This is a genomic window from Amycolatopsis iheyensis (assembly GCF_024703995.1).
Classification (GTDB): Bacteria; Actinomycetota; Actinomycetes; order Mycobacteriales; family Pseudonocardiaceae; genus Amycolatopsis; species Amycolatopsis iheyensis.
On sequence record NZ_JAMXQV010000024.1, the window covers coordinates 54740 to 75578 of the forward strand.

The 20839-nt window shown below is 70.8% G+C and carries 20 protein-coding genes; 11 read left to right on the forward strand and 9 right to left on the reverse strand.

The window, feature by feature from the left end; all coding sequences use genetic code 11:
- Positions 1-10: 10 nt before the first annotated feature.
- The 8 genes from M8542_RS36280 (at position 11) to M8542_RS36315 (ending at position 4895) form a co-directional block, all read left to right on the forward strand.
- Positions 11-691: a hypothetical protein gene (locus M8542_RS36280; RefSeq protein WP_257924857.1), complete on the forward strand. Its 681-nt coding sequence runs from the start codon at positions 11-13 to the stop codon at positions 689-691.
- 26 nt (positions 692-717) lie between these two features.
- The gene (locus M8542_RS36285; protein ID WP_257924858.1) at positions 718-1110 is read left to right on the forward strand and encodes a hypothetical protein; all 393 of its coding nucleotides are present in this window, start codon (positions 718-720) and stop codon (positions 1108-1110) included.
- 38 nt (positions 1111-1148) lie between these two features.
- A complete protein-coding gene (locus M8542_RS36290; RefSeq protein WP_257924859.1) occupies positions 1149-1667 on the forward strand; it encodes a hypothetical protein in 519 nt (172 codons plus the stop codon).
- Positions 1668-1828: 161 nt separating this feature from the next.
- Complete coding sequence (locus M8542_RS36295; protein WP_257924860.1) at positions 1829-2074, forward strand: hypothetical protein; 246 nt, start codon at positions 1829-1831, stop codon at positions 2072-2074.
- Entirely contained in the window at positions 2074-2562 is a 489-nt protein-coding gene (locus M8542_RS36300; protein WP_257924861.1) for a hypothetical protein, read from the forward strand. Before M8542_RS36295 ends, M8542_RS36300 begins: the two co-directional genes overlap by 1 nt.
- Entirely contained in the window at positions 2559-3377 is an 819-nt protein-coding gene (locus tag M8542_RS36305; protein ID WP_257924862.1) for a hypothetical protein, read from the forward strand. The genes M8542_RS36300 and M8542_RS36305 overlap by 4 nt, the downstream gene beginning before the upstream one ends.
- A gap of 47 nt (positions 3378-3424) precedes the next feature.
- On the forward strand, positions 3425-3778 hold the full coding sequence (locus M8542_RS36310; protein WP_257924863.1) for a hypothetical protein: 354 nt from the start codon (positions 3425-3427) through the stop codon (positions 3776-3778).
- A gap of 331 nt (positions 3779-4109) precedes the next feature.
- A complete protein-coding gene (locus M8542_RS36315; RefSeq protein ID WP_257924864.1) occupies positions 4110-4895 on the forward strand; it encodes a hypothetical protein in 786 nt (261 codons plus the stop codon).
- 498 nt (positions 4896-5393) lie between these two features.
- On the opposite strand, the gene M8542_RS36320 is transcribed toward M8542_RS36315, so the two are convergent.
- The 3 genes from M8542_RS36320 to M8542_RS36330 form a co-directional block, all read right to left on the reverse strand.
- A complete protein-coding gene (locus tag M8542_RS36320; protein ID WP_257924865.1) occupies positions 5394-6152 on the reverse strand; it encodes a hypothetical protein in 759 nt (252 codons plus the stop codon).
- 20 nt (positions 6153-6172) lie between these two features.
- Positions 6173-6436: a hypothetical protein gene (locus M8542_RS36325; RefSeq protein ID WP_257924866.1), complete on the reverse strand. Its 264-nt coding sequence runs from the start codon at positions 6434-6436 to the stop codon at positions 6173-6175.
- 1161 nt (positions 6437-7597) lie between these two features.
- The gene (locus M8542_RS36330; protein WP_257924867.1) at positions 7598-8494 is read right to left on the reverse strand and encodes a hypothetical protein; all 897 of its coding nucleotides are present in this window, start codon (positions 8492-8494) and stop codon (positions 7598-7600) included.
- Positions 8495-8724: 230 nt separating this feature from the next.
- Here M8542_RS36330 and M8542_RS36335 point away from each other — a divergent pair, with 230 nt between their 5' ends.
- The 3 genes from M8542_RS36335 to M8542_RS36345 all read left to right on the forward strand — a co-directional run bounded on the left by M8542_RS36335 (position 8725) and on the right by M8542_RS36345 (position 10297).
- The gene (locus M8542_RS36335) at positions 8725-8910 is read left to right on the forward strand and encodes a hypothetical protein (protein ID WP_257924868.1); all 186 of its coding nucleotides are present in this window, start codon (positions 8725-8727) and stop codon (positions 8908-8910) included.
- 149 nt (positions 8911-9059) lie between these two features.
- Positions 9060-9659 (forward strand): hypothetical protein, encoded by a 600-nt coding sequence (locus M8542_RS36340; RefSeq protein ID WP_257924869.1) that lies wholly within the window; start codon positions 9060-9062, stop codon positions 9657-9659.
- Positions 9659-10297: a hypothetical protein gene (locus M8542_RS36345; protein WP_257924870.1), complete on the forward strand. Its 639-nt coding sequence runs from the start codon at positions 9659-9661 to the stop codon at positions 10295-10297. Before M8542_RS36340 ends, M8542_RS36345 begins: the two co-directional genes overlap by 1 nt.
- Positions 10298-10498: 201 nt before the next feature.
- Here M8542_RS36345 and M8542_RS36350 read toward each other — a convergent pair whose 3' ends face one another.
- The 6 genes from M8542_RS36350 to M8542_RS36375 form a co-directional block, all read right to left on the reverse strand.
- Positions 10499-11497 carry a C40 family peptidase gene (locus tag M8542_RS36350; RefSeq protein WP_257924871.1) on the reverse strand — a complete coding sequence of 333 codons (999 nt, stop codon included), beginning with the start codon at positions 11495-11497 and terminating at the stop codon, positions 10499-10501.
- A gap of 97 nt (positions 11498-11594) precedes the next feature.
- Positions 11595-12674, reverse strand: a complete 1080-nt coding sequence (locus M8542_RS36355) for a replication-relaxation family protein (RefSeq protein WP_372508694.1) — start codon at positions 12672-12674, stop codon at positions 11595-11597.
- A 105-nt stretch (positions 12675-12779) separates the two neighbouring features.
- On the reverse strand, positions 12780-15344 hold the full coding sequence (locus M8542_RS36360) for a type IV secretory system conjugative DNA transfer family protein (RefSeq protein ID WP_257924872.1): 2565 nt from the start codon (positions 15342-15344) through the stop codon (positions 12780-12782).
- A gap of 40 nt (positions 15345-15384) precedes the next feature.
- Positions 15385-17304: a VirB4 family type IV secretion system protein gene (locus M8542_RS36365; RefSeq protein ID WP_257924873.1), complete on the reverse strand. Its 1920-nt coding sequence runs from the start codon at positions 17302-17304 to the stop codon at positions 15385-15387.
- A gap of 4 nt (positions 17305-17308) precedes the next feature.
- The gene (locus M8542_RS36370; protein WP_257924874.1) at positions 17309-18568 is read right to left on the reverse strand and encodes a PrgI family mobile element protein; all 1260 of its coding nucleotides are present in this window, start codon (positions 18566-18568) and stop codon (positions 17309-17311) included.
- 10 nt (positions 18569-18578) lie between these two features.
- Positions 18579-20837 (reverse strand): TrbL/VirB6 family protein, encoded by a 2259-nt coding sequence (locus tag M8542_RS36375; RefSeq protein WP_257924875.1) that lies wholly within the window; start codon positions 20835-20837, stop codon positions 18579-18581.
- Between the last annotated feature and the right edge of the window lie 2 nt (positions 20838-20839).

Sequence of the window (20839 nt, forward strand, 5' to 3'; positions counted from 1 at the left end):
CGAGTTCACCATGAACACCCGCAAAGATCGCATCATCGCCGCCGTATTTGCCCTGACCGCCGAGTTGGACGGGTCGTGGGCACTGGCGACCGGCCGGTACGCCCGACGCGATATCGATTTGTGGCGGGCACTGCTGCTCATCGGCCCGGTGGGCGAGATCCTCCGCGTCCACGAGGTCCACGGCGAACACCCCTGGGCTTACCGTATCGAGCCCATTTTCCCGGAGGACGAAGACCGCGATGCCATCGGCTGGAACGGACAGCAGTACGGCATTGACCGCACGGGGCAAAACCCGCGGGAGTGGTCCTTCCCAGCTGATCGCATCCCGAACGGCATCACCATCCCGGTCACCGCCTCGGCCCGCGAGGCAGCCGAACTCATCGAGATGACGGTGTTACCCGACTACCGCTACTGGTCGCAACGAATCCGGGCCCGCAACACACGCCGTCAGGAACGGCTACAGAACGACCTCAGCCAAGCGGCGGACATAGCTCACCGATTCGGCGGACCGGTCAACCTCGTATCCCGGCGCTACAGCGACACAACCACGTGCAAGCTGCCGGACGGCCGCTCAGAAATCACCCTCTACACCGCGTCACCGCGCGTGGAGATGCGGTTCGTCGTCCACCGCGACCACGCCATGACCATCGCACCCGATCTGGCCCGCCTCTTCGGGTTCCTCCCGTCCTGACCACCCCCAGAACGAGGAGGCACCCCATGCCGCGCCACGCGCAGCAGCCACGAGCGACAACCGCCACCGACGCGACCACATCACCGATCGGCGACGTCGTCGACCGCAGCACGGGCCTCCCGCGCCTGCTCACCCGCAAATGCGAGACCTGCATCTTCCGCCCCGGCAACCTCATGCATCTGACCGACGGCACACGCGACGACGTAGTCCGCGCCGCGCTGGCCAACGACAGCTGGATCGTCTGCCACCGCACGCTGCCCGGCACCGCCAACCCAGTCGGCTCCCAGGCGATCTGCCGAGGCTTCTGGGACGTGCACGCCCGCGACTCGTTCGGCTGCCGTCTCGCCGTCGCGTTCGGCGGCCCGGTCCTCGTGCCACCGCCCAGCGAACCCACCGAACCCAACTCACCGCACGCCTGACAACACCCACCGACAACGACGAGAGGAACCAACCCACCGTGACCACGGCACCGCAGTCCCTGACCGATCGCGCGATCGCCGCCGCCCGCCGATCCCGCGAGATCGCACCGCACGAGTTCGCTGACCGCGCCACCCTCCGGCTGCGCTGGGACCGCCGCGCGGTCACCGCCACCCACATCGCCGCCGCGCTCGGCGTGCCCGTCGACACGGTGCTCGTACGCGACGGCCCCGACCGCCACTACGGCATCGGGACCAGCCGGATGCCGGGAGATCTGATCGAGGTCCACGGCGACGACGGCGCCCGCTGGCGATTCATACCCGACCTGACCGGATTCAACCCGATGTGGGGGTGGCTGCTGCTGGGCGAGTGCCCGTACTGCGAGGCACCGGGCGTTCCGCTGGCACGCATCGCCGGCCTCACCGACCTCGGTGCCCACCTCGCCCCCGAGTTCGGCGAGCACGGCGCGGATGCCGCACCCCCGGAGTTCCAGGGCGACCCCGGCCACCACCCGGACTGCGAATTCGCCGCGCCTACCAACGACAAGGAGGCCGAGTGAGATGTCTACGCATCGACTTTTACCTCGGTACGGGCCGTGTCGCCATGGCGACTGCTGACCGTCCCGGATGTGTCCGCCGCCGTCGCGGGGGTCGCGGCCCTCGGCAGCGTCCCCACCTTCACCTGATCCGACTGCCCGGAACAAGGGAGAGGAACAAACCCATGCAGGACAACAAGACGCGTCTCATGTGGACGGTGCTCGCCTTTGCGCTGCCCGGGCCGTGGACCCCGGTCATCGTGCTGGCTTACCTCCTCAGCCGCGCCGGCAAGGACCACCACGCTCCCAGCCAGCACTTCGCGCCTGCACCGCACTTCCCGCCCGATCCCTACGCGTGCGTTCCCGTCCCGACCCCGGTGCGGGGCGACGGGAACCCGTACGCGCCGCCCCAGCTAACCGGGAGCCGATGATGTCGACCAAGACGGACTTCTACCTCGGACGCGGCACCAGTGCCGAGTGGGTCGGCTCGATCGCCCGCGATGCGCACCCCGAGGACGTGCTCGCCGTCCCGCCCGGACGGCTCGCGCTGACCAGCACCGACGAGGCCACCTACCGCGATGCCGTCGACGACCTGCTCGTCGTCTGGGCCTGCGAGGACCTCGGCGACGCCTACCCGCGTCGGGGCGGCTGGCCGTGGCCGTGGTGGACCAGCCACATCTCGAGCTGGATTGTCGCGTTCGACCCGGGCGAGAAGGCGGTGTTCATCACCGTGGGCGGCGGTGTGGCGTGGCACCGGATCAACCCCCGCTGCCCGTGCATGCCCGCGGGCGACGACCCGCTCGGCCCGCCCGACCTGGCGGCCTGGGTGCGTGACCCGGCCGCGCCGCCGTCGGTGCCGATGCCGCTGATGCGCGACCCGGCCACCGGACTCCCTACTCCCGCTGGAGCACCCCGATGAACTGCGCGATCACCCACGACTTCTATCTCGGTCGCGGACCGGACGCCGAGTGGGTCGCCTCGATCGACCTCAACCAATGCGCCTGTTCCAGCCTCGCCGCGATCGAACGAGCAGGCACCGCGGAGGAGTTCCGCCGGCGCGTGGAGCGCCTCTGCCTCATGGTCTGCCGCGACGAGACGGGCTACGCCACCAGCCCACCATCGTCGACCTGGCAATGGTTGTGGCCGACCAGCCACGGCACCGACCGAACGTATGCCTTCGACGGTGGCGCCGTGTGGACCTGCCCGCGGGGGCAGCGGTGGTTGGCCCGCGCGGGCGACTACGTCCCGCCCAGCCCGGAAGAGTCCCCGGTGGTGTTCCCACCAGCGCGCGACACCTGCGGCTACACCGGGATCGACGCCGCTGACACCACCGCCCGCCGCTACGGTCCGCTGCTCGGCCACACCCACTGCGACGACATCGACGAACTCGGCATGCGGATCCTGGCCGACCTCACCCTGCCGCCGGGCCCGGGAACACCATCCGAGCTCGCCGCGCTGCGCCTGCGGCTGGCACCGGACCTGCGGTACGCCGTCACCGCCGACTCCTCGGCCGTGGAGCTGGAGATCGAGGTCCTCGGCTACCGCGCCGACGACCCCGCCGCCGACCTCGCCCGAGACGCCTTGGCCAGCCTGCCCGCCCTCTACGGATGGACCGACCCCGACGGCGGCCCACCCCGCTTCAGCGTCCGCGTCCTCATCGCCGATGCCCACCGCCACGCCAGCCACCCTGCGCTGGCCGATCGCCACACCCGGGCGGTCCTGACCGTCCACTGAAATCCGCTGGCCCACGACCATCGCGCATGACAATCACGGAGGACACCATGATCCACGACAGTTCACCGCACGCACCGACCACCGAAGCGGCGGCGACGGTGGCCCCGCGTAGCGCCGCCGAGCACCACGCCGCCGCCGAGGCGCTGTTCACACGCGCCCGCGAGGTGCACCCGACGATCAACGGCTCCGTCGGCCACGAAAACGAATACCGGCGCTGCCTGGACTGGGCTGACATGCATCTGCGTCTCGCCGAAGCCCTCACCGCCGGAGCCGGACTCCTCGCCACCCAGCTTCGCCTCAAGGCCGACGGCTACAAGCCCAACCTCAGCCTCGGATCCGAGGCCTACCAGTGGGACACGTTGCTCACAGACATTCACCGCAAGCCCGAGGAAAAGGCATGACCAGGCACACCGCCGACACCACGCCGCTGGAGCCGAACTGCCCGAAATGCCCCGCCGGGGTCGGCCAAGCCCACGACGACAGGTGCACTGTCGCCCGCTGTCTGGCCACCGGACTGCAGCGCACCGGCCATCCACCGACGTGTCGCTGTCCGCGAGACATATGGACCGGACGCTGGCCCGGCACCGCCGAGTGCGAAGAGTTCGGCTGGATGATCGGCCCCGGCCAGCCCGACCTCAACCGCCTCCTCACCACTGCCACCTGGGACCCCGTGGCACACCGGTGGACCCACCCCGCCGCCTCGACAGCAGACCCTGACCGAGGAGAGCCTCGATGACGTCGCTCACCACCACCGCGGACCTCTCCGCCGGCGCAGCCCTCGCCGCCGGCGAGCACTGGATCGAACTCGTCCCCGCCACCTCCGACCAGCCCCATCAGGTCAGCTTCCCAGCCATGATCGAATCCCGCCGCCACCACGGGCTCTGGGTCCGGCCCCGGCTGCGTCCCGAGGTCGCCCAGGCCCTGTGCGAATGGCTCAACCTGGTCTACCCAAGCAACCCCGATTGGTACCCACTGGCCCGCATCGAGGACGACCTGCTGATTGTCTTCACCGGAGAGGCCGCCCACGACCGTCACGAGATCGCGCTCGACGTGGACGGCCGCTACCGGCTCGGAGATCTCGGCCGCTGGTTTCTCTCCGGCCCGACCCGCACCCCAGCCCGGTTCCGCCACCGGCTCGACGTGCTGCGCGACGTCGGACGTCACCACCCTCGGCCGGGCGAAACAGTGGTCACCTGCGACCCGGTCACCCTGCCCGGCAGCGGCTACCCCGCCTACATCGAGTCCCGTCCCGGCACGTTGGCGAGCATTCCGGTGTTTCGCCCGGAAATCGCCGAAGCGGTGGCCGTGACCTGCAGCGGCAACCACGACAGCGTCCCCGAGGACCACCCGCAGGTGTACTTCGACGGCGACACTCTCGTCCACGTCCACCAGCACCTGCGTGCCTGCGACGGCTACCTGCCCCTCCGCATCGACCCCGATCCGGACGGCAACTACCGCATCGACACCCTTGAGTGGACCTTCCACATCGTGCCGGAAAATCCGAGGGAGTCGCTGTAGCCGATCAGGCCGACGCTTGGCAACGCTCAGCCGGGTGGCCGGCACCTTGACTACGTCGTACTTGGCTTGTGCAAGGCGGCTCGTTCCCGAACGGGCCGCCGCACGCATGTCCGGCGGCGAGCCGGACAGTTGCCGCCCGCGCTGGGCAACCGGGATTGGGTTCTGACCGTGAATCTGGACGTCGATTCTCCGGCATCAATGACGCCGCATTCACGCAAAGCGACTCCATGCTCGCGAATGTCGACGTCGCTGCTGCCCACGGGCCTCAGTTGCTGGGTCCGCTCGTCCTGGCCATCTCGCCGGTGACGAACCTGCTGCTCCAGGTGGAGCGCCCGCAGCGCGGCGAGGACGGACGACCTGGACCAGCAGTGAGCAGCGGCGACGATCGGCGCCTTGGACGGGCCCGGGTGCTGTCAACATTCGCGGGCATCGATCATGCTGGGCGCCGCCGATTTTCGTGAGTAAGTGCCGTCGAAATTCACGGAGATAGCTAGGCATTCACAACACGGCTGCCACCACCACGATGACAATGACGAGGATCAAGCAGACCGCGATCAGCGTCTTCACCGCCGGCGGCCATGACCCGGCCGGTACCACGGGCGCCTCGACCTCGTCGTCACGGCGAGCCTCGGGCAGCGGCCAAAGGGGAGCGACGGTGGTGGCCTGTCGTATTGGTGCGCTGGCGGGCTGGAGGCGGTGCCACGCGTCGAGGAAGTGGTCGACGTCCGCCGGCGGACGTCGCGCGTTCTCGCAGAGCGCCTTGAGCAGATTCCGGACGGACGCCTCCTTCCCTGCCGGCGGCAGGTTCGCCGCGTCGAGGATGTGGCCAAGCTGAGTCCGCCGCCAGGCGTTCTTGCTGTCGCGGCTGCACATGTCCCTCGCGAGAGCGGAAACCGAGATCGCGCGAGGTGTCTCCCGCACCCGGCGCAGCGTGGCCATGAACTCGGCGGCCGTGGTGATGTCGGCGATGTCTCGCGGCGGCGGCCGCCACGCTGGGAAGACCTCGGAAAGCGCATCGTGGGCCGCCGAGAACCACTCGGTGACCTCCTGATCGGCGCCCAGCGCCGCGAGCGCCGCTTCATAGCGGCTCCACGGCGCCAGCCTCGGCCCAGGCCGAACAACGACCTTCATCGTGTCGACATCGACCCCCATCTCGACGGCCAGCATCGCGGCCAACGATGCCTCGGTGATCCGCCCCGGGCTGGGGAAGCGTGCCTGATGAAGCACGATGAGCCGTTCAGAGATCCCCGTGGCCATGTGGCGGATCTCCGCAGGCGTCATCGCTGTGCCTGAGCGGGTGAGACGAGCGCGGCTTCGAGGGCGCGGCGGATCGCCGAGTTCGCCGCGAGAGACTGGCGTGACGACGCGAGTGCCGCTACCGCGGCTGCGGCACCGAGCGTCGCCGGCAGCGGCTGCCCCAGGGCGACGAGCACAACCACGAAGGCCGCCAACACGAGAAACCACACCACGCTGTGGCCGGCTGCGACCGTGCCGCAGGTCCAACGCGGACGAAGACGAGCCTGGGACAGCAGGACAGACACGACAGCTCCTTGCGAGACAGAGAGGAATGGCGCAGACCGCCGATTTCGAAGCAGAAACCGTGCGGTACGACGCGCCGGGATGAGAACCATCATGGCCACCACAAACAGCGCATGGGAAATCCAAACCCACCCCCCAGGTCTGTGACGTGCACCACGATAGCGTCGGTCGGTGAGCCCCTGAAGCCTCCGACCTGGCCACCGGCGCGGAGCATGGCCGAGTGGCCGCTGCCAGGATCGCCCGGAGTGTCGTTTCTGCTGTTCAACCAGGGTGCCGGCCCGTGAGGGTCTGTCCGGGTTTTTCGCGACCTGTGGAAGTCTGCGGTATCGAAGGTGAAGGCCTGCGGACGTGCCTAGACCAGCAGTTTTGCTTCTGCGGGGCTGGTGCCTCCATGCTGCCCGCGAACTGGGGTTTCTGGGGCATCGTAGACCCGGAAACGCCTGTTCAGGCGCCGTTTTCGGCGACCTCGCTACCGTTTCCGCTGGTCGCACGGTACGTGGGCGGCCGTGCGGCGTGCAGTTCTTCGCCGCGCCAGCCCAATTCGGCTTCGGGCACCGCCTGGCAGCGAGAACCTGCTGATCAGACGGGTCGGGTGAGTCCTCGCGCAGTCCTTGGCTCGGGGATCAACTCCGCCGGCAAGGACCGGACAGAAACGCGGTCGCACCGGCCGAGACCTGCGGGTTCTCGTTCTTCGCGGCAATCCCGACCCTGGCGCGCCGGCAGGCCCGGGGCGTCGCAGGGCGAGTGGCCAGCCCCGCGTCCCTGCGGCCGACGTGGACGGGAAGCCGTGCGCAACGCCGATAGCTGCTGATCAGAGACGTGTGCCGCGCCGACAACCAGCCGCCCAGAACCCCGCGCATCTCACCCCGCGGGACCTTGGTCGGCCGGGTGCCGGTGGCGCAGCTACATCGCCGCACCGTTGGGCCCGTCGAGGTCGGGCGCCGAGCGCGGCGGGACGCCGGACCATCACCCGGGGGGGACACCCTGCGACCAGCGCCTGCGGAAATCCGCTGGTTCGCAGGGCGTGCTCAGTCGTGACGGTTCCCGCATTGGAACCGCGGCACCGCGCACGAAGGCGCGGGGCCGCCGCCACGATGATGGCGGCGACCCCGCGAGGTCGGCTACCTGGTGACCAGGGAAGCGAGAACCGACCGTCCGCGTGCTCACGCGGTGGGGGCAACAACCGGGGTGTCTGTCTTGTCCGGGTTGATCGTGAACCGCTTCGGTGCCTCGCAGGTCTTGATCGCGTAGCCGTCGGCAACGAGCTTCTCCAGCGCGTTGTTCACCGCCCCGCCGGAGCGAGCGAGAGCCTTGCCGATCTGTGCGGGCCCGAAGCTCTCGCCCGGGCGTTCGGACAGGTATTCCTCGACCAGCCCCCGCAGTGCACCTTTCGCCAACCGGTCCTTCCCCGTCGACGGAGCCTCGGCCGTCACCACGCTCGAACCCGGCGAGTCCACGGCGGCGCCGGGCTTGTTGTCGCTCACTGGTGCCTCCGGCGGCCGGGCGTGGTTCTCCTGCGTGCTGTCGTCGTCGGTGGCTAGGGTGGGTCCGCCGCCGGCGGCAGCGTCGGCCTTGGCGTCCGTACCACTTGCCCGATCGTCGATCACAGTCTCGTCGCTGGCGGGGTCCTCTCCATCGTCGCTGATCGGTTCGGTTTGCTCGCTGGCTGCGACGTCCGCCGGGGCAGTCTTGCCGTTGGAATCGGCATGCGCGGCCGGGTCCGGCAGCGTGTCCTGCGGTTCGGATGCGGTGATAACGGTGTCCGACGGGATGAGCGTCCACGTGTCGGGCTTGCGAGGGCCGTCGGCTGCGGTGCGCACGGCCGCGCCGTCGCGGTCCCAGCGGGCGAGGATCTTCGCGGCGGTCGAGCGGCCCACCCCGGCCGCGATCGCCAGTTCGGCGGTCGTCGATCCGGGTTTGGTGGCCAGCACGGCGCGCACCTTGTCTGCCGTGGTCGATGCGTCGTTCGTGCCGGAGATGGCGTGCAGGGGACGGTCGGTGGTGGTGTTCCTGTGGGACATAACGTTCTCCGTGTGGATCGGTGGGAAGGGGATGGTCATGCCCCGGCCGGGGCTTGGCCCGCCGGTGCGCATCCGGTGGTTCGGGCTACACGACTATGGACGCTTCGTCACTGCCTCCATGTCAAGCGATCCGTCGACCTTTATCCGTCTCTTGTGGATGCTGCGGCTGTGACAACGCACGATGGTGGGCGAGACGAAGCAGGTTAGTTGGCGGCTCCAACGCCAAGGTGCGCTTGACATTTCTGATACACGGAGCGTGGATCGTCCCCATGGACACGGCGAAAAATACCGACCCGCAGGCTCCCGTCACGCTTGAGCGCATCCTCAACAAGCTTCGAGTGAAGGTTCTGGACCGACAGTATTGCGATATCGGCCCTTACGCAGGTGCGTGGAGGGTCCACGTTGGGACGCTCTATCTGACCGATGACGAACTGCGCGCAGTGCTCGATCTTTGAGCCTCTTGGTTCGAGCCGTCAGCCAACTACTGTGATCCGTTCCGCCATCTATCGTGCAAAGTCACAGCGGCATAGGAGTCGAAGGCCTGTGAGGTTTCTCGACGAATCCGGCCATATTCGCTTGACGTTCGGCCGTCTACGGAGCGTCGATGGACATGTCATGGACCAACGTGCGGTCTACCTTCACGAAGGATGTGTCTCCTGTGGACGAAACAGTGCTGCCCGCCCGCACCGACGATGGGGTGGCCTCACCTGACGAACGGCCGAGTGGCGTCGCGGCCGATATTGTTCTGGTCCCCGCCGACTGCCCGATCCCCGTGCGCTGTCCTGAGCGCTTCGGGGCATTCCTGCTGACCGAGGTCGACATCGTCAGCGGGCCTGATTTGGATTGCGACGGCGACGTGCTGCACATGACCGGTGTGTGGCTGACCACGCTGCCGACGGCCGACCGGCACCACGACGGCGACCTCGTCGTCCTCCTGCACGAGCCGACCGCTTCGCCTGCGCGCTGTGACCCGGATTGCCACGCCGACGTCGAGATGCGGCTGGTCAACGGGAAACGGTGGCAGCGGGTGGGCATCTGGCCCGGTGTGGACGGTTCCTGGCCGCATCTGATCGCGCCGACCGCAGCCGCGATCATGAGCCTGCACACCGACATCCTCGAACTCGAACAGCCGCCCCAGAGAATCCGATTCGCCTCCGGCAGACCGGACACCGAGTTTGCCGGGGCGGAACTGCGGACACGGTGATGCGGCCGCCGCACCTGATTCTCCGGCCCGTCTGCGACGTCGCAGCCAGCGTTGGCGCGGCCGTCGCGATCGGCGCGTTCGCCAACGCGTGGTGGCACCCGGCCGCGGCGGCGCCCAGCCTGCTCGTCGGCGCGGTCTTTGGCGCGGAGGCCATCGTTCACCTGATCTGGTTCCGGCCGCGTGTGATCGCCGCAATGTGGTGGCTGCGTTACGAGGTCGGCCCGGCTCGCGACGCTCTAATCGACCTCGTCGGGCAAACGCCGTCGGGGTGCCCCATATTCGATCCCGTCGACGAGGTCGTGCTGGTCTGCAGGTACGACTGGTCGAGCCCTGATGTGTCGGTGACCCGCATCCGCGGCGACGACTATGCCGCGCTGGCCGACGGAACGCAGGAGTTCCTGATCGTCGAGACCTTCCACCTGCGCGCCCGTGGCCCCGAAGTGGTCTCGCGCCGCGTCGAACCGTGGGCGCTGATCCTCGATGATCACTATGCTCCGGTCGCGGCGAAGCCGATGCTTCCACCCGAGGCCGAGCTGGATGCGGACCAGGAACGAACGATCACCGAGAACGGGCTTCGTTTCGCCACAAGCGACGATGTTCGGGTCCTGTCCGATCAGTTGAGCCGCGCGGTTCCCTAGGTGCGGCACGGAAGGACGTCGCGATGCCAGCGTCACCGGGCCGATCCGTGCCGTTGTCGGATCGGCCCGGTCGCGTGCTCCTGCTCGGTCCGGCGCAGCGGACACGGGCCACCCGACGGGACCAGGGCTGCCGGCGGGCACAAACTGGTTGCTCGTCGAGGGCGGAGACTCGAGTGGCGGTGGCGCCGAGACGGATCCTGGTTAGTTGGCCCCGCCGTCGACGACGACGCGTTGAGATGGTCGCGTGGCGCCGTAGTAGTCATCGCCGGGATGGTGGTAAGGGCGTATTCCGATGGTTTGGCCGACGTCGGGCGCGTCGATCATGTTGCCGCCGCCGATGTAGAGGCCGACGTGGTGGACGTGTCCGGCGGTGGCGTAGAAGACGAGGTCGCCAGGGGCCAGTGGCTGGCCGGCGGGGACGTGTGGCCCGGCGGCGTACTGTTCGCGTGAGGTGCGAGGCAGGGCGATCCCGGCGGCGGCGTAGGCGGCTTGGGTCAGGCCACTGCAGTCGAATCCGGTGTCGGGGCTCGTGCCGCCCCACAAATAGGGCAGTTTCCGTTGCCCGCAGGCATAGTTGATGGCGGCCATCGCGGCGGGTGAGGCAACTTGGATCGTGTCACAGTTTCCTGGCCCGGTCACGGCGGGCGCGGGCTCGCACCGGACACCGGATACGGCCGCCACGATCGCCCGCGCGGCGTCCTCGTGCTTGGCGTAGGCATGCGGGAAGCCGGAGCGTTGCACAGCTTGGGCGGCGTCGGTGACGCTCATCTGCTGCCAGCCCGGTGTTGCCTGGAGGTGTTCGAAGAATGTCGTTGCCGCGTAGGCGGGGGTGGTGAGCTGGGCGGGGCTGCCCCAGCCCATGGAGGGGCGTTGCTGGAAGAGCCCGAGACTGTCCCGGTCGCCATAGGAGAGATTGCGCAGCCCGGATTCCTGGAGCGCGGCGGCGATCGCGACCATCCAGCCGGGCTCGGGCACGCCCCGCTGTTTGCCGATGGCAACGATGACAGCCGCGTTGCCCATCTGCTCGGCGGTCATGCCCGGTACCGACCCGGTCGGTGCCCCGTCGGGGGTGCAGGTCAGTGAGCCTGCGGATGAGCCGCTGCTGAACAGTTGGCCGACGATGCCGGTGGCCTGGGCGCCGATGAGCAGCGGGATGGCGAGGACGGCAGCGGCGATGCCGGCTCCGATCTTGCTCCCCACGGCAGTACTCCTTTCCGGTGACGCATTACGGGCACGGGCATTGATGAGTGAGTCCTCGTGGGCGCGGCTTGCGGCCGTTGTCGGCGACCGGCGGTGGTCAGCGCTCGCCGCGGGCGATGCGGTTGGGGGTGGCTCGCGGCGGGCTCGGGCTCGGTGGCGGCAGCCGATAGGGCGAGGCCGCCGGCACGTCACCGCCCTCGCCCTCGGCCGGGTTGGTGGCGTCGGCGGCCGGTGGGAGGCCAGGCCAGGCGCCGGGCAGGTCGGCGAGGCTGTAGCGGGGCCCGGACGGGTTGACGCGCGCGGTGGTGAGGGGGAGCCACACCGGCTCGGCGGGACTCGGGTGCGGCGCGGCCGGGTCGAGCAGGTCGGCGGCCGCGGTGGCGACCGGGACGGTGTGCGGGGCGTCGAGCTGGGCGTGCACGCGGGCCAGAGCGGTGCGAGCTCCGGCTTCGCGGCGGCTGGTGGGCAGCCACACCAGCACCGGGGTGGCGATCCCGGTCGACTCGGCGAGCCGGGCGTAGCCGGCCAGCTTGCGGCCGACCTTGGTCAGGGATTCGGCGCCGGTGTCGAACTCGAGGAACCATTCCACTTCGCTGCCGTTGCGCGTGCTGGCCTGCCAGCGGCCGTAGCCGTCGGGGATGACGAGGTCGCCGAAGTGGCGGGCGCAGCGCGCTTCGGACCACCACACGACCAGTGTCCCGGCGGCGCGGGCGTAGCGGCTGCAGGCGATGAGGGACGTGAAGAAGTCGTTCACGCCGACGGTGTGGGCGAGGCGCTGGTTGTGGGCGATGGCCATGGCGCGGTCGTGCCGGTAGCCGAGCTCTTTGATATCCAGGCCGTGCTCGGCGGCCAGGACCGCGGCGCCGGCCGGGCCGAGCACGTAGTGCATGGGGGCGGAGCCGAGCTGCTGGAACGGCTGGAACCGCGACACCGCGCGCCAGAGGTAGAGGTCGCGGATGCGTTGCCGCGCCGAGCGGCCGGAGGGGAAGGCGGCGTCCTGGATCTGGGCGGTGGTCAGCACCCGGTGTTCGTGCAGCAGCGCGAGCAGCCACTTGTCCCTCGCGGTGAGGCGGGAGGCGAGCATGGCCTGGTGTTCCACCGAGCCGGCCGCGCGGGCGCTCGGGCGGCCGGGCAGCGGGCCGTGCATCGCCTTCTGATGCAAGATGCGGGTGATCAACGCGTTCTCCTCGGAATAGTCAACAAGGTGTGGATAAGTGCTGTGGGCAACGCACCGTGAATCCCGGCGGGGCGGCCTGGCGTGCTTCAGCGGCAGGCGGTGCGGTCAGGGACGCGTGCGGCGCGGGTCCGTCTTGGCCGGCCGGGTCGGCGGGATGCGCCGCGTGGGTGACGTGGGATGCGTCCGGGTGGTCTCCGTGGTGCGGACTGGTGCACCGCCCGTGGTGTGCGTGGCGTTGTGTCGGCGCCGCTGAGCGCGCAACGCGGCGCGGATTTCCCGCGCCCGGCCAGGGATCGGGGCGGGGAGTGGGGCGGTGGTCATGGTGAAGGGCTCGGTTTCCTCGCCGTGCACGACCAGCCGGCTGGCGGTGTGGTAGACGCCGAGGTGGGACAGGTCGTGCTCGGACAGGCGAGGTGCGGTGTGGCGGGCGAGTTCGCGGGCGTCCTCGGGGGAGGCGGAGAAGAAGATCTTGCTGCGGGCGTTGGTCGAGATGCCTTCCTTGAGGTCGCGGGGCAGCTGGCCGAGGTGCTGATGGGCCAGGGTCATCGACAGCCGGAATCCGCGGGCTTCGGCGAGCATGTCTTCCATCGGGTAGGGCAGGTTGAGGAAGTTGTGGCATTCGTCGATCACCAGCGACGCGTCGGGGCGCAGGCGTTGCGGGGTGCGGGCTCGGGCGGTGGTGGCCTGCCACGTCCGGGCGACGACCAGGGACCCGACGAGGCGGGTGGTTTCCTCCCCCAGCGAGCCTTTGGGGATGCGCACGAGGCAGATGCCGCCCTCGTCTAGCACGTGGGCCATGTCCACTGTGGAGCGACCGCCGGCGATGGCCTCCTTCACGAAGGGCCGGAGCAGGAATGCCCGCAGCTTGTTCATCAGCGGCGAGATGACCTGAGATCGGGAGCTGTCGGTGAGCTCGTCGTACCAGTCCCAGAACCCGGTCAGGACCGGGTCGGTGAGGCCGGCGGTGATCCGGGCCCGGAAGGCCTCGCTGGTCAGCAGCTTGGGCAGGTCGGCCAGGGTGGGGACGCCTTCCTGGGCGCGGAGAGTGAGGCAGGCGGCGCGCATGAGGTCGTCGGTGCGGGGACCCCAGAACGCGGAGTAGACGCGGCGGAAGACGGAGACGAGGTTGTCGACCTCCCGGTCAGTTTCCCCGCCTTCGAGCACGTTCAGGCACGGTGGCCGGTGCCGGGAGTCGGCGTCGAACAGCACCACCCGCTCGGCCGCGGCGGCCGGGAGCCGGTTGAGGATGTCGGTGACGAGGTCGCCTTTGGGGTCGATCAGCACGACGCCGCGGCGGGCCTCGGCGTCGTCGAGGATCAGGGTGCCCAGCAGGGTCGACTTGCCCGAGCCGGTGGCGCCGAGGACGTGCAGGTGATGGCGGGCGTCGGCGACGCGTAGCCCGACCGGGCGGGCGTGGCCGGTGTCGGATTGCCCCAATGGTTTGACCTCCGTCCCGGGCGTGGCGACACCGGGAGGTGGGGCGACGGCTTTCGCACCGGCACGTTCGACTCCGGGGATCTCCGCGTCGGTCGGCAGGTGGGCGAGCGCCGCGAGTTCCGGGACGGAGAGCAGGTCGCCGCGGTCGAGTCGGCGGTGGGCGAGGGCGCGGGCGGGGTGGTGCAGCCGGGTGCGGGTGTAGTGGTTGTGGTCGGTGTAGGCGGCGAACGCGGCCGCGAGCGCGTGCGCTCGGCCGCGGGCGGTGTCCCGGGCCTGGCGGGCCAGCTGTTCGGCGGTGTCGGCGGGCAGGTCGGTGGACACGGCGTAGCGCACCAGGGTCTCGTACTGGGAGCCGCGCTGCTTGCCGACGATGGCCTTGTTCTGGGCGGAGTACTCCAGCGACAGCTGCGGGTCCTGGCTGATGCGCCGAGCGTCGGCCGTCCGGCCCGGGCGGATCGCGTTCGCGCCGGGGGTGATCAGGTCAAGAATCCGGCCACCGAGTGAGGCGGAGGCGCCGTGGTGGACGCGGCGGGCGGCGCGGCGGGCCTGGGCGACGCGGCGGCCGGTGACCGGGCGGGCGAGGATCTGCACGCAGGCCCGCTCGTCCCTGCCGAGCCCGACGGGAGCTCCGAGCAGCCCGCGGATCGGGTCGGCATCGAAGGCGGTGCGGATCGGCAGCGACTCCGGGCGGGCGAGTCGCAGCTGCCCGCCGACGGTGATCCGCCGCCGCCCAGCCGCCAGGTCGGGGAACGGGGAGGTGGCCGGGGTGGTGCGGGTGTGTGAGCCGGGCCAGGCCGCCTCGACGGCCCGCTCCACCAGGGACGGTGGGATGACACCGGGAACCCAGAACTGCACGGTCACGCCGTGCTCGCCGAACACGTATTCCATGGCCAGGTGTGGCTGCCCGGTCCACCATCGGCGCCAGGCGGGGCGCAGCAGCCCGACGAGGTTGGCCCAGACCGCGGCCCCGCCGGCGGGATCGACCGTGGGCGGGGCGAGGACGGTGATCCGCCGCGCGTCGGCCAGCAGCGCCTGGTGGCAGCGCGTGCGCCACCAGCGGCGAACCACCACCCAGCCGATCACCGCGACGGCCGCAGCCGGAACTGCGACCGGGCCCCAGGCCAGCGCCCAGTCCCGCAACGCGGCGAGCAGCACCTCGATGGCGCCACCGGGGGCGCGAAGATAATCACCCACCCAGCCCCCGGGTGCCGGAGCGCCGGTGTGTGCGGTCATGAGCAAACTCCTGTCGTCTAGCGAGGTGAGGGGCTGGACATCAGGTCGGGTCGAGATCGACCTGCTCAATGTCGGACCCGGGACCCTCGAGGTCGGCCTCGGCGGCTGGCTCGGCCGTACCGGCGGGCCCGAGGTCGACGTAGGCGTCGGCGAGGCTGCCGTCGATAGCGTCGGGGTCCTCGGCCGCGAACTGGGCAAGTTCGGCGGGGTCGGTAGTGACCAGGAAGTTCTCCGTCGGCGACGCCAGGCATTGAAAAGCGACGCGCTGCGCGCCGGCCGCCAGCAGGCCCTGGCCACGGTCGGCCGACAGCAGGAATTGCCGTTCCCCGGCGGAGAGGTCCCACGCCTCGGCGATCTCGTCGATGGCTTGGGGTGCTTGGCGCATCAGGATCTGAGTGGCGGCGTTGGCGACGAGCGCTTTGCCGAGGTCGCTGCCGAGCACATCCGGGGCGTCCGGGGTGGCGACGGTCAGGCCGCCCCAGTGTTTGCGCAGCGCCTTGGCCATCCGATACAGGTAACGGCCACCTTCGGGCTGTTGCATGAGCAGCCAGGCCTCGTCGACCACCACCAGCCGCGGCCGCCGCTGCGCCGGGTCAGACACCCGCCGCCACACCGCGTCCAACACCAGCAGCGTCCCGATCGCGCGGAGCTCGTCGGGCAGGTCGCGCAGCGAGAACACCACCAGGTGCCCGTCGGGGGTGGTGGAGGTGGGGCCGTCGAACAGGTCGCTGAAGGCGCCGTCGACGAACGGGTGCAGCCGCGCCGCCAGGTCGGCCGCGATCGAGTCACCGCGGTTGCCGGTCGCGGCGAGGACGTCCCGCAGGTCGCGCAGCAGCGGGGCGGGGCGGGTCCAGGTGCGCGGATCGGCCGTGATCCCGGCGGCCGCGTAGGTGCCGGTGATGGCGGTGTCGAGCACGGTCCGTTCGGCCGGGGTGATCGCGGTGCCGAACAGGACCGCGAGGACGGTGTGCAGGAACAGGCTCCGGCGTCGCAACGCATCCGCCGGTGCGGTGCGCCGCCCGGCCGGGTCGGTGTGGACGGGCAGGTCGAACGGGTTGAGCCGGACGCCGTTCGCGCCGAGGTGCAGGTAGGTGCCGCCGACCTGCGCGGCGAGGCGGGCGTATTCGTCTTCCGGGTCGATGACGAACGCCTGCACCCCGGCGTAGAGGCTGCGCAGGGTCTCGAGTTTGACCAGGTAGCTCTTGCCGGATCCGGAGCGGCCGAGGACGACGGAGTTGTAGTTGTCGCAGGCGAACCGATCCCAGTGCACCAATCCCGAGGAGCCGACGTTGTAGCCGTAGAGCACACCCGAGACCGTGGCGGTGGTGGGATCGACCGGCGCCAGGTCGGGGGAGGTGAACGGGTAGGCCGCGGCGACCGCGGGGGTGTCGAATGTCCGGGTCAGGCCGAGGGAGTCCAGCCCGAGCGGCAGGGTGGAGACCCAGCCCTGCAGCGCCCGGTAGGTGGCGGGTTTGGCGTCCAGCAGCAGCGACGCGCACAGCGACCGCAACGCCGAGACGTCCTCGGCCAGCGACGCTTCATCGGGGGCGTGGATGGTGAGGTATAGCCCGAACTTGAAGAGGCGTCCGTCGCCGCGGGCGATGCGCCGCGACATCTCGGCGGCGTCCTCGGCGGCGGCGTCGAGGTCAGGATCGTCGAGCCGGTCGTGGCGGGCGTTGTGCCGGCGGGATGATTCGAGCTTGGCGCGCTGGCGGCGCAACCCGGTCGCGGCGGTCGTCGGGTCGACGGGCTGGATATGCACAGACACATCCAGGCGGGCCGGGTAGGTCAGCAGCGGGGCGAGCCACCCGGGATACACCTCCTGCGGATAGCCGGTTACGCCGAAGGACGCGACGAACTCGTTGCCGACTTCCAGATGCCGGGCGGCCACCGACAACGAGTCCGGGGTGAACGCGCCCGCGGACCCGCCGCGCGTGCTGTGGTTGCAGATGCGAGCCATCGGGCTACCTGCCCTCGATCTCGTCGTCGTAGTCGAAGTCCTCGTCGTCCGAGAGCCATGGCCCTGACCGCGACGCCGGCGACGGCAGCGGGCGGGAGTGCGCCGCGCGATCCGGCGGGGCGGCGATGTGGCGGCGCGGCTGCCGGTGCGCGGGCGGCGGCGCCGGCGGGGCAGCGGGGTCCGGGTTGAGGCCGTAGAGGTCGGTGAAGGTGCTCGTGCTGGTGACGACGTCGTCGGCCGCGGCCAGCTGCGCCGAAGGCGGCAGGAACGTGTCCGGGTTGCACGCCGCAGCCAGCACCCCGGTCGCCGCGGCCGCGTCCAGCGGGGTCACCACGATCCCGGCTGAGGACAGCAGCTCGGTGGCCTCATCCAGGCGGCGCACCACCCGCTGCTCGGCCGCCTGCCGCAGGCGATCGTCCACCGGCTGCTTGCCCCGCCGTCGCCGGAGCAGGCTCGACACGGCGGGCGCGGGCGTGGTGCGCAGTGGCTCGCGCAGCACGAGCAGCACCTGCCGGCGCAGCAGATCGGCGTGCGCCGTCAGCTCGGCGAGGTAGTCGGCGTGATCGCGTGCGGCGGCCTCGAGCGCGGGGTGCGGCAGCCCAGGCGCCCGGTCCCGCAGCTGCGCGATCTGGGGTGCGAGGTCGAGGCGTTCGGCCCGCACCAGGATCTGCACCGGCGCGGTCAAGCTGTGCAGGTAGCGGGCGAAGGAGGCGACCAGGGCCTCCTGCTCAGCCGGCGTCCGCAGGGAGAAATTCACCGTGCCGCAGACGGCGATGACCGCGAGCCCGTCCCCGCCCAGGTCGACGACACCGGCTCGCGATCCAGTCTCGGCGACACCGGTGGCCGGCAACTCCAGCGGCGCCGCCGACACCGAGTCCGCGCCCGTCGCCCCGGCGCGCCGGGGACGGGCCCGAGTTCGCGTGGCCGCGTGTTGGTGCGCGGTCAGCCACGCCGGAGCCGCGCGCACCCCGTCGGGGGCGGCGACCCGGTGCCGCGGGGACAGGTGCTGGCGGATCGCGGCGAGGACGAGGCGGTCCAACGGGACCCCGTCACGCTGGCCCAGCGCGAGCACGGTGACCGCGATCCCGGCCGGCACCGCGACGATCAGGAACACCGGCAGCGGCACGAGCGAGCGGGTCAGCGAGTGCAGGCCTAAGAGCAGGAAACCGGTGACGCCGAGGATCATCAGCTGCCGGGCGGTGAACGGGCCGAGGACCCGGTCGGGGCGGTCGACATCGGCGCGCACACGCACAGGACTGGTCATCGCAAAGTCCTCACTTCTTCTTCGGGACAGGGCTGCGGCGTGGCCGCTTCGGCAGGTCGAGTGGCAGCGGCAGCTGCACCCCGGCGCGCCGTGTCGGCGTCGCCGTTGGCGGCGGGGTGGCGTCGGGTGACGGGGTTGGCTTGGGCTGGCGGCGCAGCCCGAGCGGCAGCGGGTACTGGCCGGAGGCGAGCGGCCGGTTGCCGGTGTAGGCGTCGCGGGGGCGGCGGCGCGGCGCCCGGGCGGCGCGGTTGATCCGCCCGGACGGGGTGATGAGCCCGGGCCCGGTCTGCCGCACCGGCGGCGCGGGAGGTGCTTCGGCGAGCGTGGGCCGGGATCGACGTGTGGGGGCGGGGCGCAGGTGGATCGGGAGCATCCCGGTTTCCGGGGCGATCAGCGCGTGCGGCAGCGTCGCCGGGGGCCGGGCGTTGCGGTTGATCCGCCCGTCCGTGGTGAGCAGCCCGGGCTGGCGCACCGGCGGCGGGGTGGCGGGTGGGTGGTCGGCGAGGTCGTCGGCCAGCGACCGGCGCCCGACGCGGTCAGGGTCCCGGCGGGTGGTGATCGGCAGTCCGAGCTGATTCCGAGGTAGCGCGTTCGGCAGTGACTTCGGTGCCACGGCACGCGGATTCGGTGTCACGCGTCGTCGCTCGCCCGCCCCGGTGGCGGTGAACAACGACAGCTGGCCCGGTCCGGGATACCGGTCGGTGAGCCGTGCGGTGGGGTCGAGTTCGCCCAGCCGTGGCGAGCGCGGCACGTCGGGCCGGGTCCGGCGGATCCGCATCGGGAGCATGAACTGGCCCGTGCGGGTCGAGGGCGGATCTGCTGGCGGACGCTGGCCGCCCTCGGGACGCCTATGCGGCGCGGGCCGTCCGCGACGTCCGCCGAGAGCGGCGGTGGCGCCGCTGAGCATTCCCATCGTCTTGTAGGCCAGCACCCCGCGCACGACTCGCCCGAGCAACGAAGGGCGGCCGGAGCGCAGCGGGGCGAGGAACCAGAACGGGATCTTGATCAGCACGACCAGCAGCGCGATGCACAACAGCAGGTTCATCACCGCCGAGGGCGTCGGCCCGAAGATGGTGAACCCGCCGGGGGCGAAGAAGATCTTCACCGCGGCCACCAGGGTCACGGACTGGCCGACCTGGATCGCCAGGGCGCCGCCGCAGCCTTTCCACCAGAGGAAGGCGATGCCCTCGGTGTGGGGTAGCGCGTGGAACATCAGCGCGATCGGCGCGGCGGCGATCAGCAGGATCGTCACGATCACCCGCACGATGAACACGACCAGCAGCACCAGCAGCAGGGCCACCACGACCAGGCCGAGCACGCCGAGGAACAGGCTCCCGCCGTGCATCGAGCCCCGCACCATGTTGACCAGGCTGCGGGTCACCGCGGCCGGATCGGTGCCCTCGCCCAGCACCGCGCCGGAGACGGCGTTGGCGATCTGAACGCCTTTGGTGGTCAGGAACAGCGACAGCGTCCCGGCGAGAAATCCGACCACGATCCGGGGGGCGAGTTCCTTGATGGTGTAGCGGGCCTGCAGGGTCTGGTAGCTCATGATGATCAGCCCGGCCAGCAGGACCAGCACGCCGTAGGCGGTGAGCAGGATGTGCCACGACCCGGTCCACACCGCGCCGAGTCCGGGGAGCTGGTCGGGCTCGGGGGTGCTCAGCAGGGTCTTGCCGAGCAGGTCCAGCAGCGGGTTCAGCCCGGCGGCCACGAGTGCGGCGAACAGTGTGCTCGCAGCGGCCACCATGCAGCCGGTGAGGTCGGTGAGCCCGCACTCGGCGGCGTCGCCGTCGGTCCCGTCCGGTGTCGGTGCACGGGGCGGGACGCCCGGGGCCAGGGTCGAGGGCTGGGGGATGCAGTCCGGGCCCTGGCACGGCCCTTCCAGTGAGGGGGCGCAGCCGGGCAGGATCGAACCGGGAAAACACGATGGCGCGGGGGTCGGCAGGTCGGTCGGGGGTGGCAGCGGCGTGGCCGGGATGGTCGGGGTCGGGCTGAGGCTGGGCAGGTGACAGGCCGGTTCCGCCGAGCCGGGCGCGCAGCTCGGGTTGGGCGGTAGCGGCAGTGGCGGTACCTGCTGCGGCGCGAGCGAGCCGGACGCCACCGTCGGCGCCGGTTCGGCGTTGGCCGTGGCGAGCACGCCGAGGACCGCCGCCAGCAGCAGGCCCAGGACGATGAGGCTCCGGCGTCGCCGCGGTCGGGCGGTCCGGCGGCGGGGTGTGTCCTCGGGCGGGTGAACCATGCGGCGGTTCGGCGAGGCGGGGGTGGCCATGG

Bases quoted from the DNA above. Each gene is read 5' to 3' on its own strand.
- M8542_RS36340 (WP_257924869.1), top strand. From the start codon at position 9,060: ATGGACATGTCATGGACCAACGTGCGGTCTACCTTCACGAAGGATGTG.
- M8542_RS36315 (WP_257924864.1), top strand. From the start codon at position 4,110: ATGACGTCGCTCACCACCACCGCGGACCTCTCCGCCGGCGCAGCCCTC.
- M8542_RS36330 (WP_257924867.1), bottom strand. From the start codon at position 8,494: ATGACCATCCCCTTCCCACCGATCCACACGGAGAACGTTATGTCCCAC.
- M8542_RS36365 (WP_257924873.1), bottom strand. From the start codon at position 17,304: ATGGCTCGCATCTGCAACCACAGCACGCGCGGCGGGTCCGCGGGCGCG.
- M8542_RS36295 (WP_257924860.1), top strand. From the start codon at position 1,829: ATGCAGGACAACAAGACGCGTCTCATGTGGACGGTGCTCGCCTTTGCG.
- M8542_RS36310 (WP_257924863.1), top strand. From the start codon at position 3,425: ATGATCCACGACAGTTCACCGCACGCACCGACCACCGAAGCGGCGGCG.
- M8542_RS36335 (WP_257924868.1), top strand. From the start codon at position 8,725: ATGGACACGGCGAAAAATACCGACCCGCAGGCTCCCGTCACGCTTGAG.
- M8542_RS36305 (WP_257924862.1), top strand. From the start codon at position 2,559: ATGAACTGCGCGATCACCCACGACTTCTATCTCGGTCGCGGACCGGAC.
- M8542_RS36300 (WP_257924861.1), top strand. From the start codon at position 2,074: ATGTCGACCAAGACGGACTTCTACCTCGGACGCGGCACCAGTGCCGAG.
- M8542_RS36345 (WP_257924870.1), top strand. From the start codon at position 9,659: ATGCGGCCGCCGCACCTGATTCTCCGGCCCGTCTGCGACGTCGCAGCC.
- M8542_RS36360 (WP_257924872.1), bottom strand. From the start codon at position 15,344: ATGACCGCACACACCGGCGCTCCGGCACCCGGGGGCTGGGTGGGTGAT.
- M8542_RS36320 (WP_257924865.1), bottom strand. From the start codon at position 6,152: ATGGCCACGGGGATCTCTGAACGGCTCATCGTGCTTCATCAGGCACGC.
- M8542_RS36285 (WP_257924858.1), top strand. From the start codon at position 718: ATGCCGCGCCACGCGCAGCAGCCACGAGCGACAACCGCCACCGACGCG.
- M8542_RS36375 (WP_257924875.1), bottom strand. From the start codon at position 20,837: ATGGCCACCCCCGCCTCGCCGAACCGCCGCATGGTTCACCCGCCCGAG.
- M8542_RS36370 (WP_257924874.1), bottom strand. From the start codon at position 18,568: ATGACCAGTCCTGTGCGTGTGCGCGCCGATGTCGACCGCCCCGACCGG.
- M8542_RS36280 (WP_257924857.1), top strand. From the start codon at position 11: ATGAACACCCGCAAAGATCGCATCATCGCCGCCGTATTTGCCCTGACC.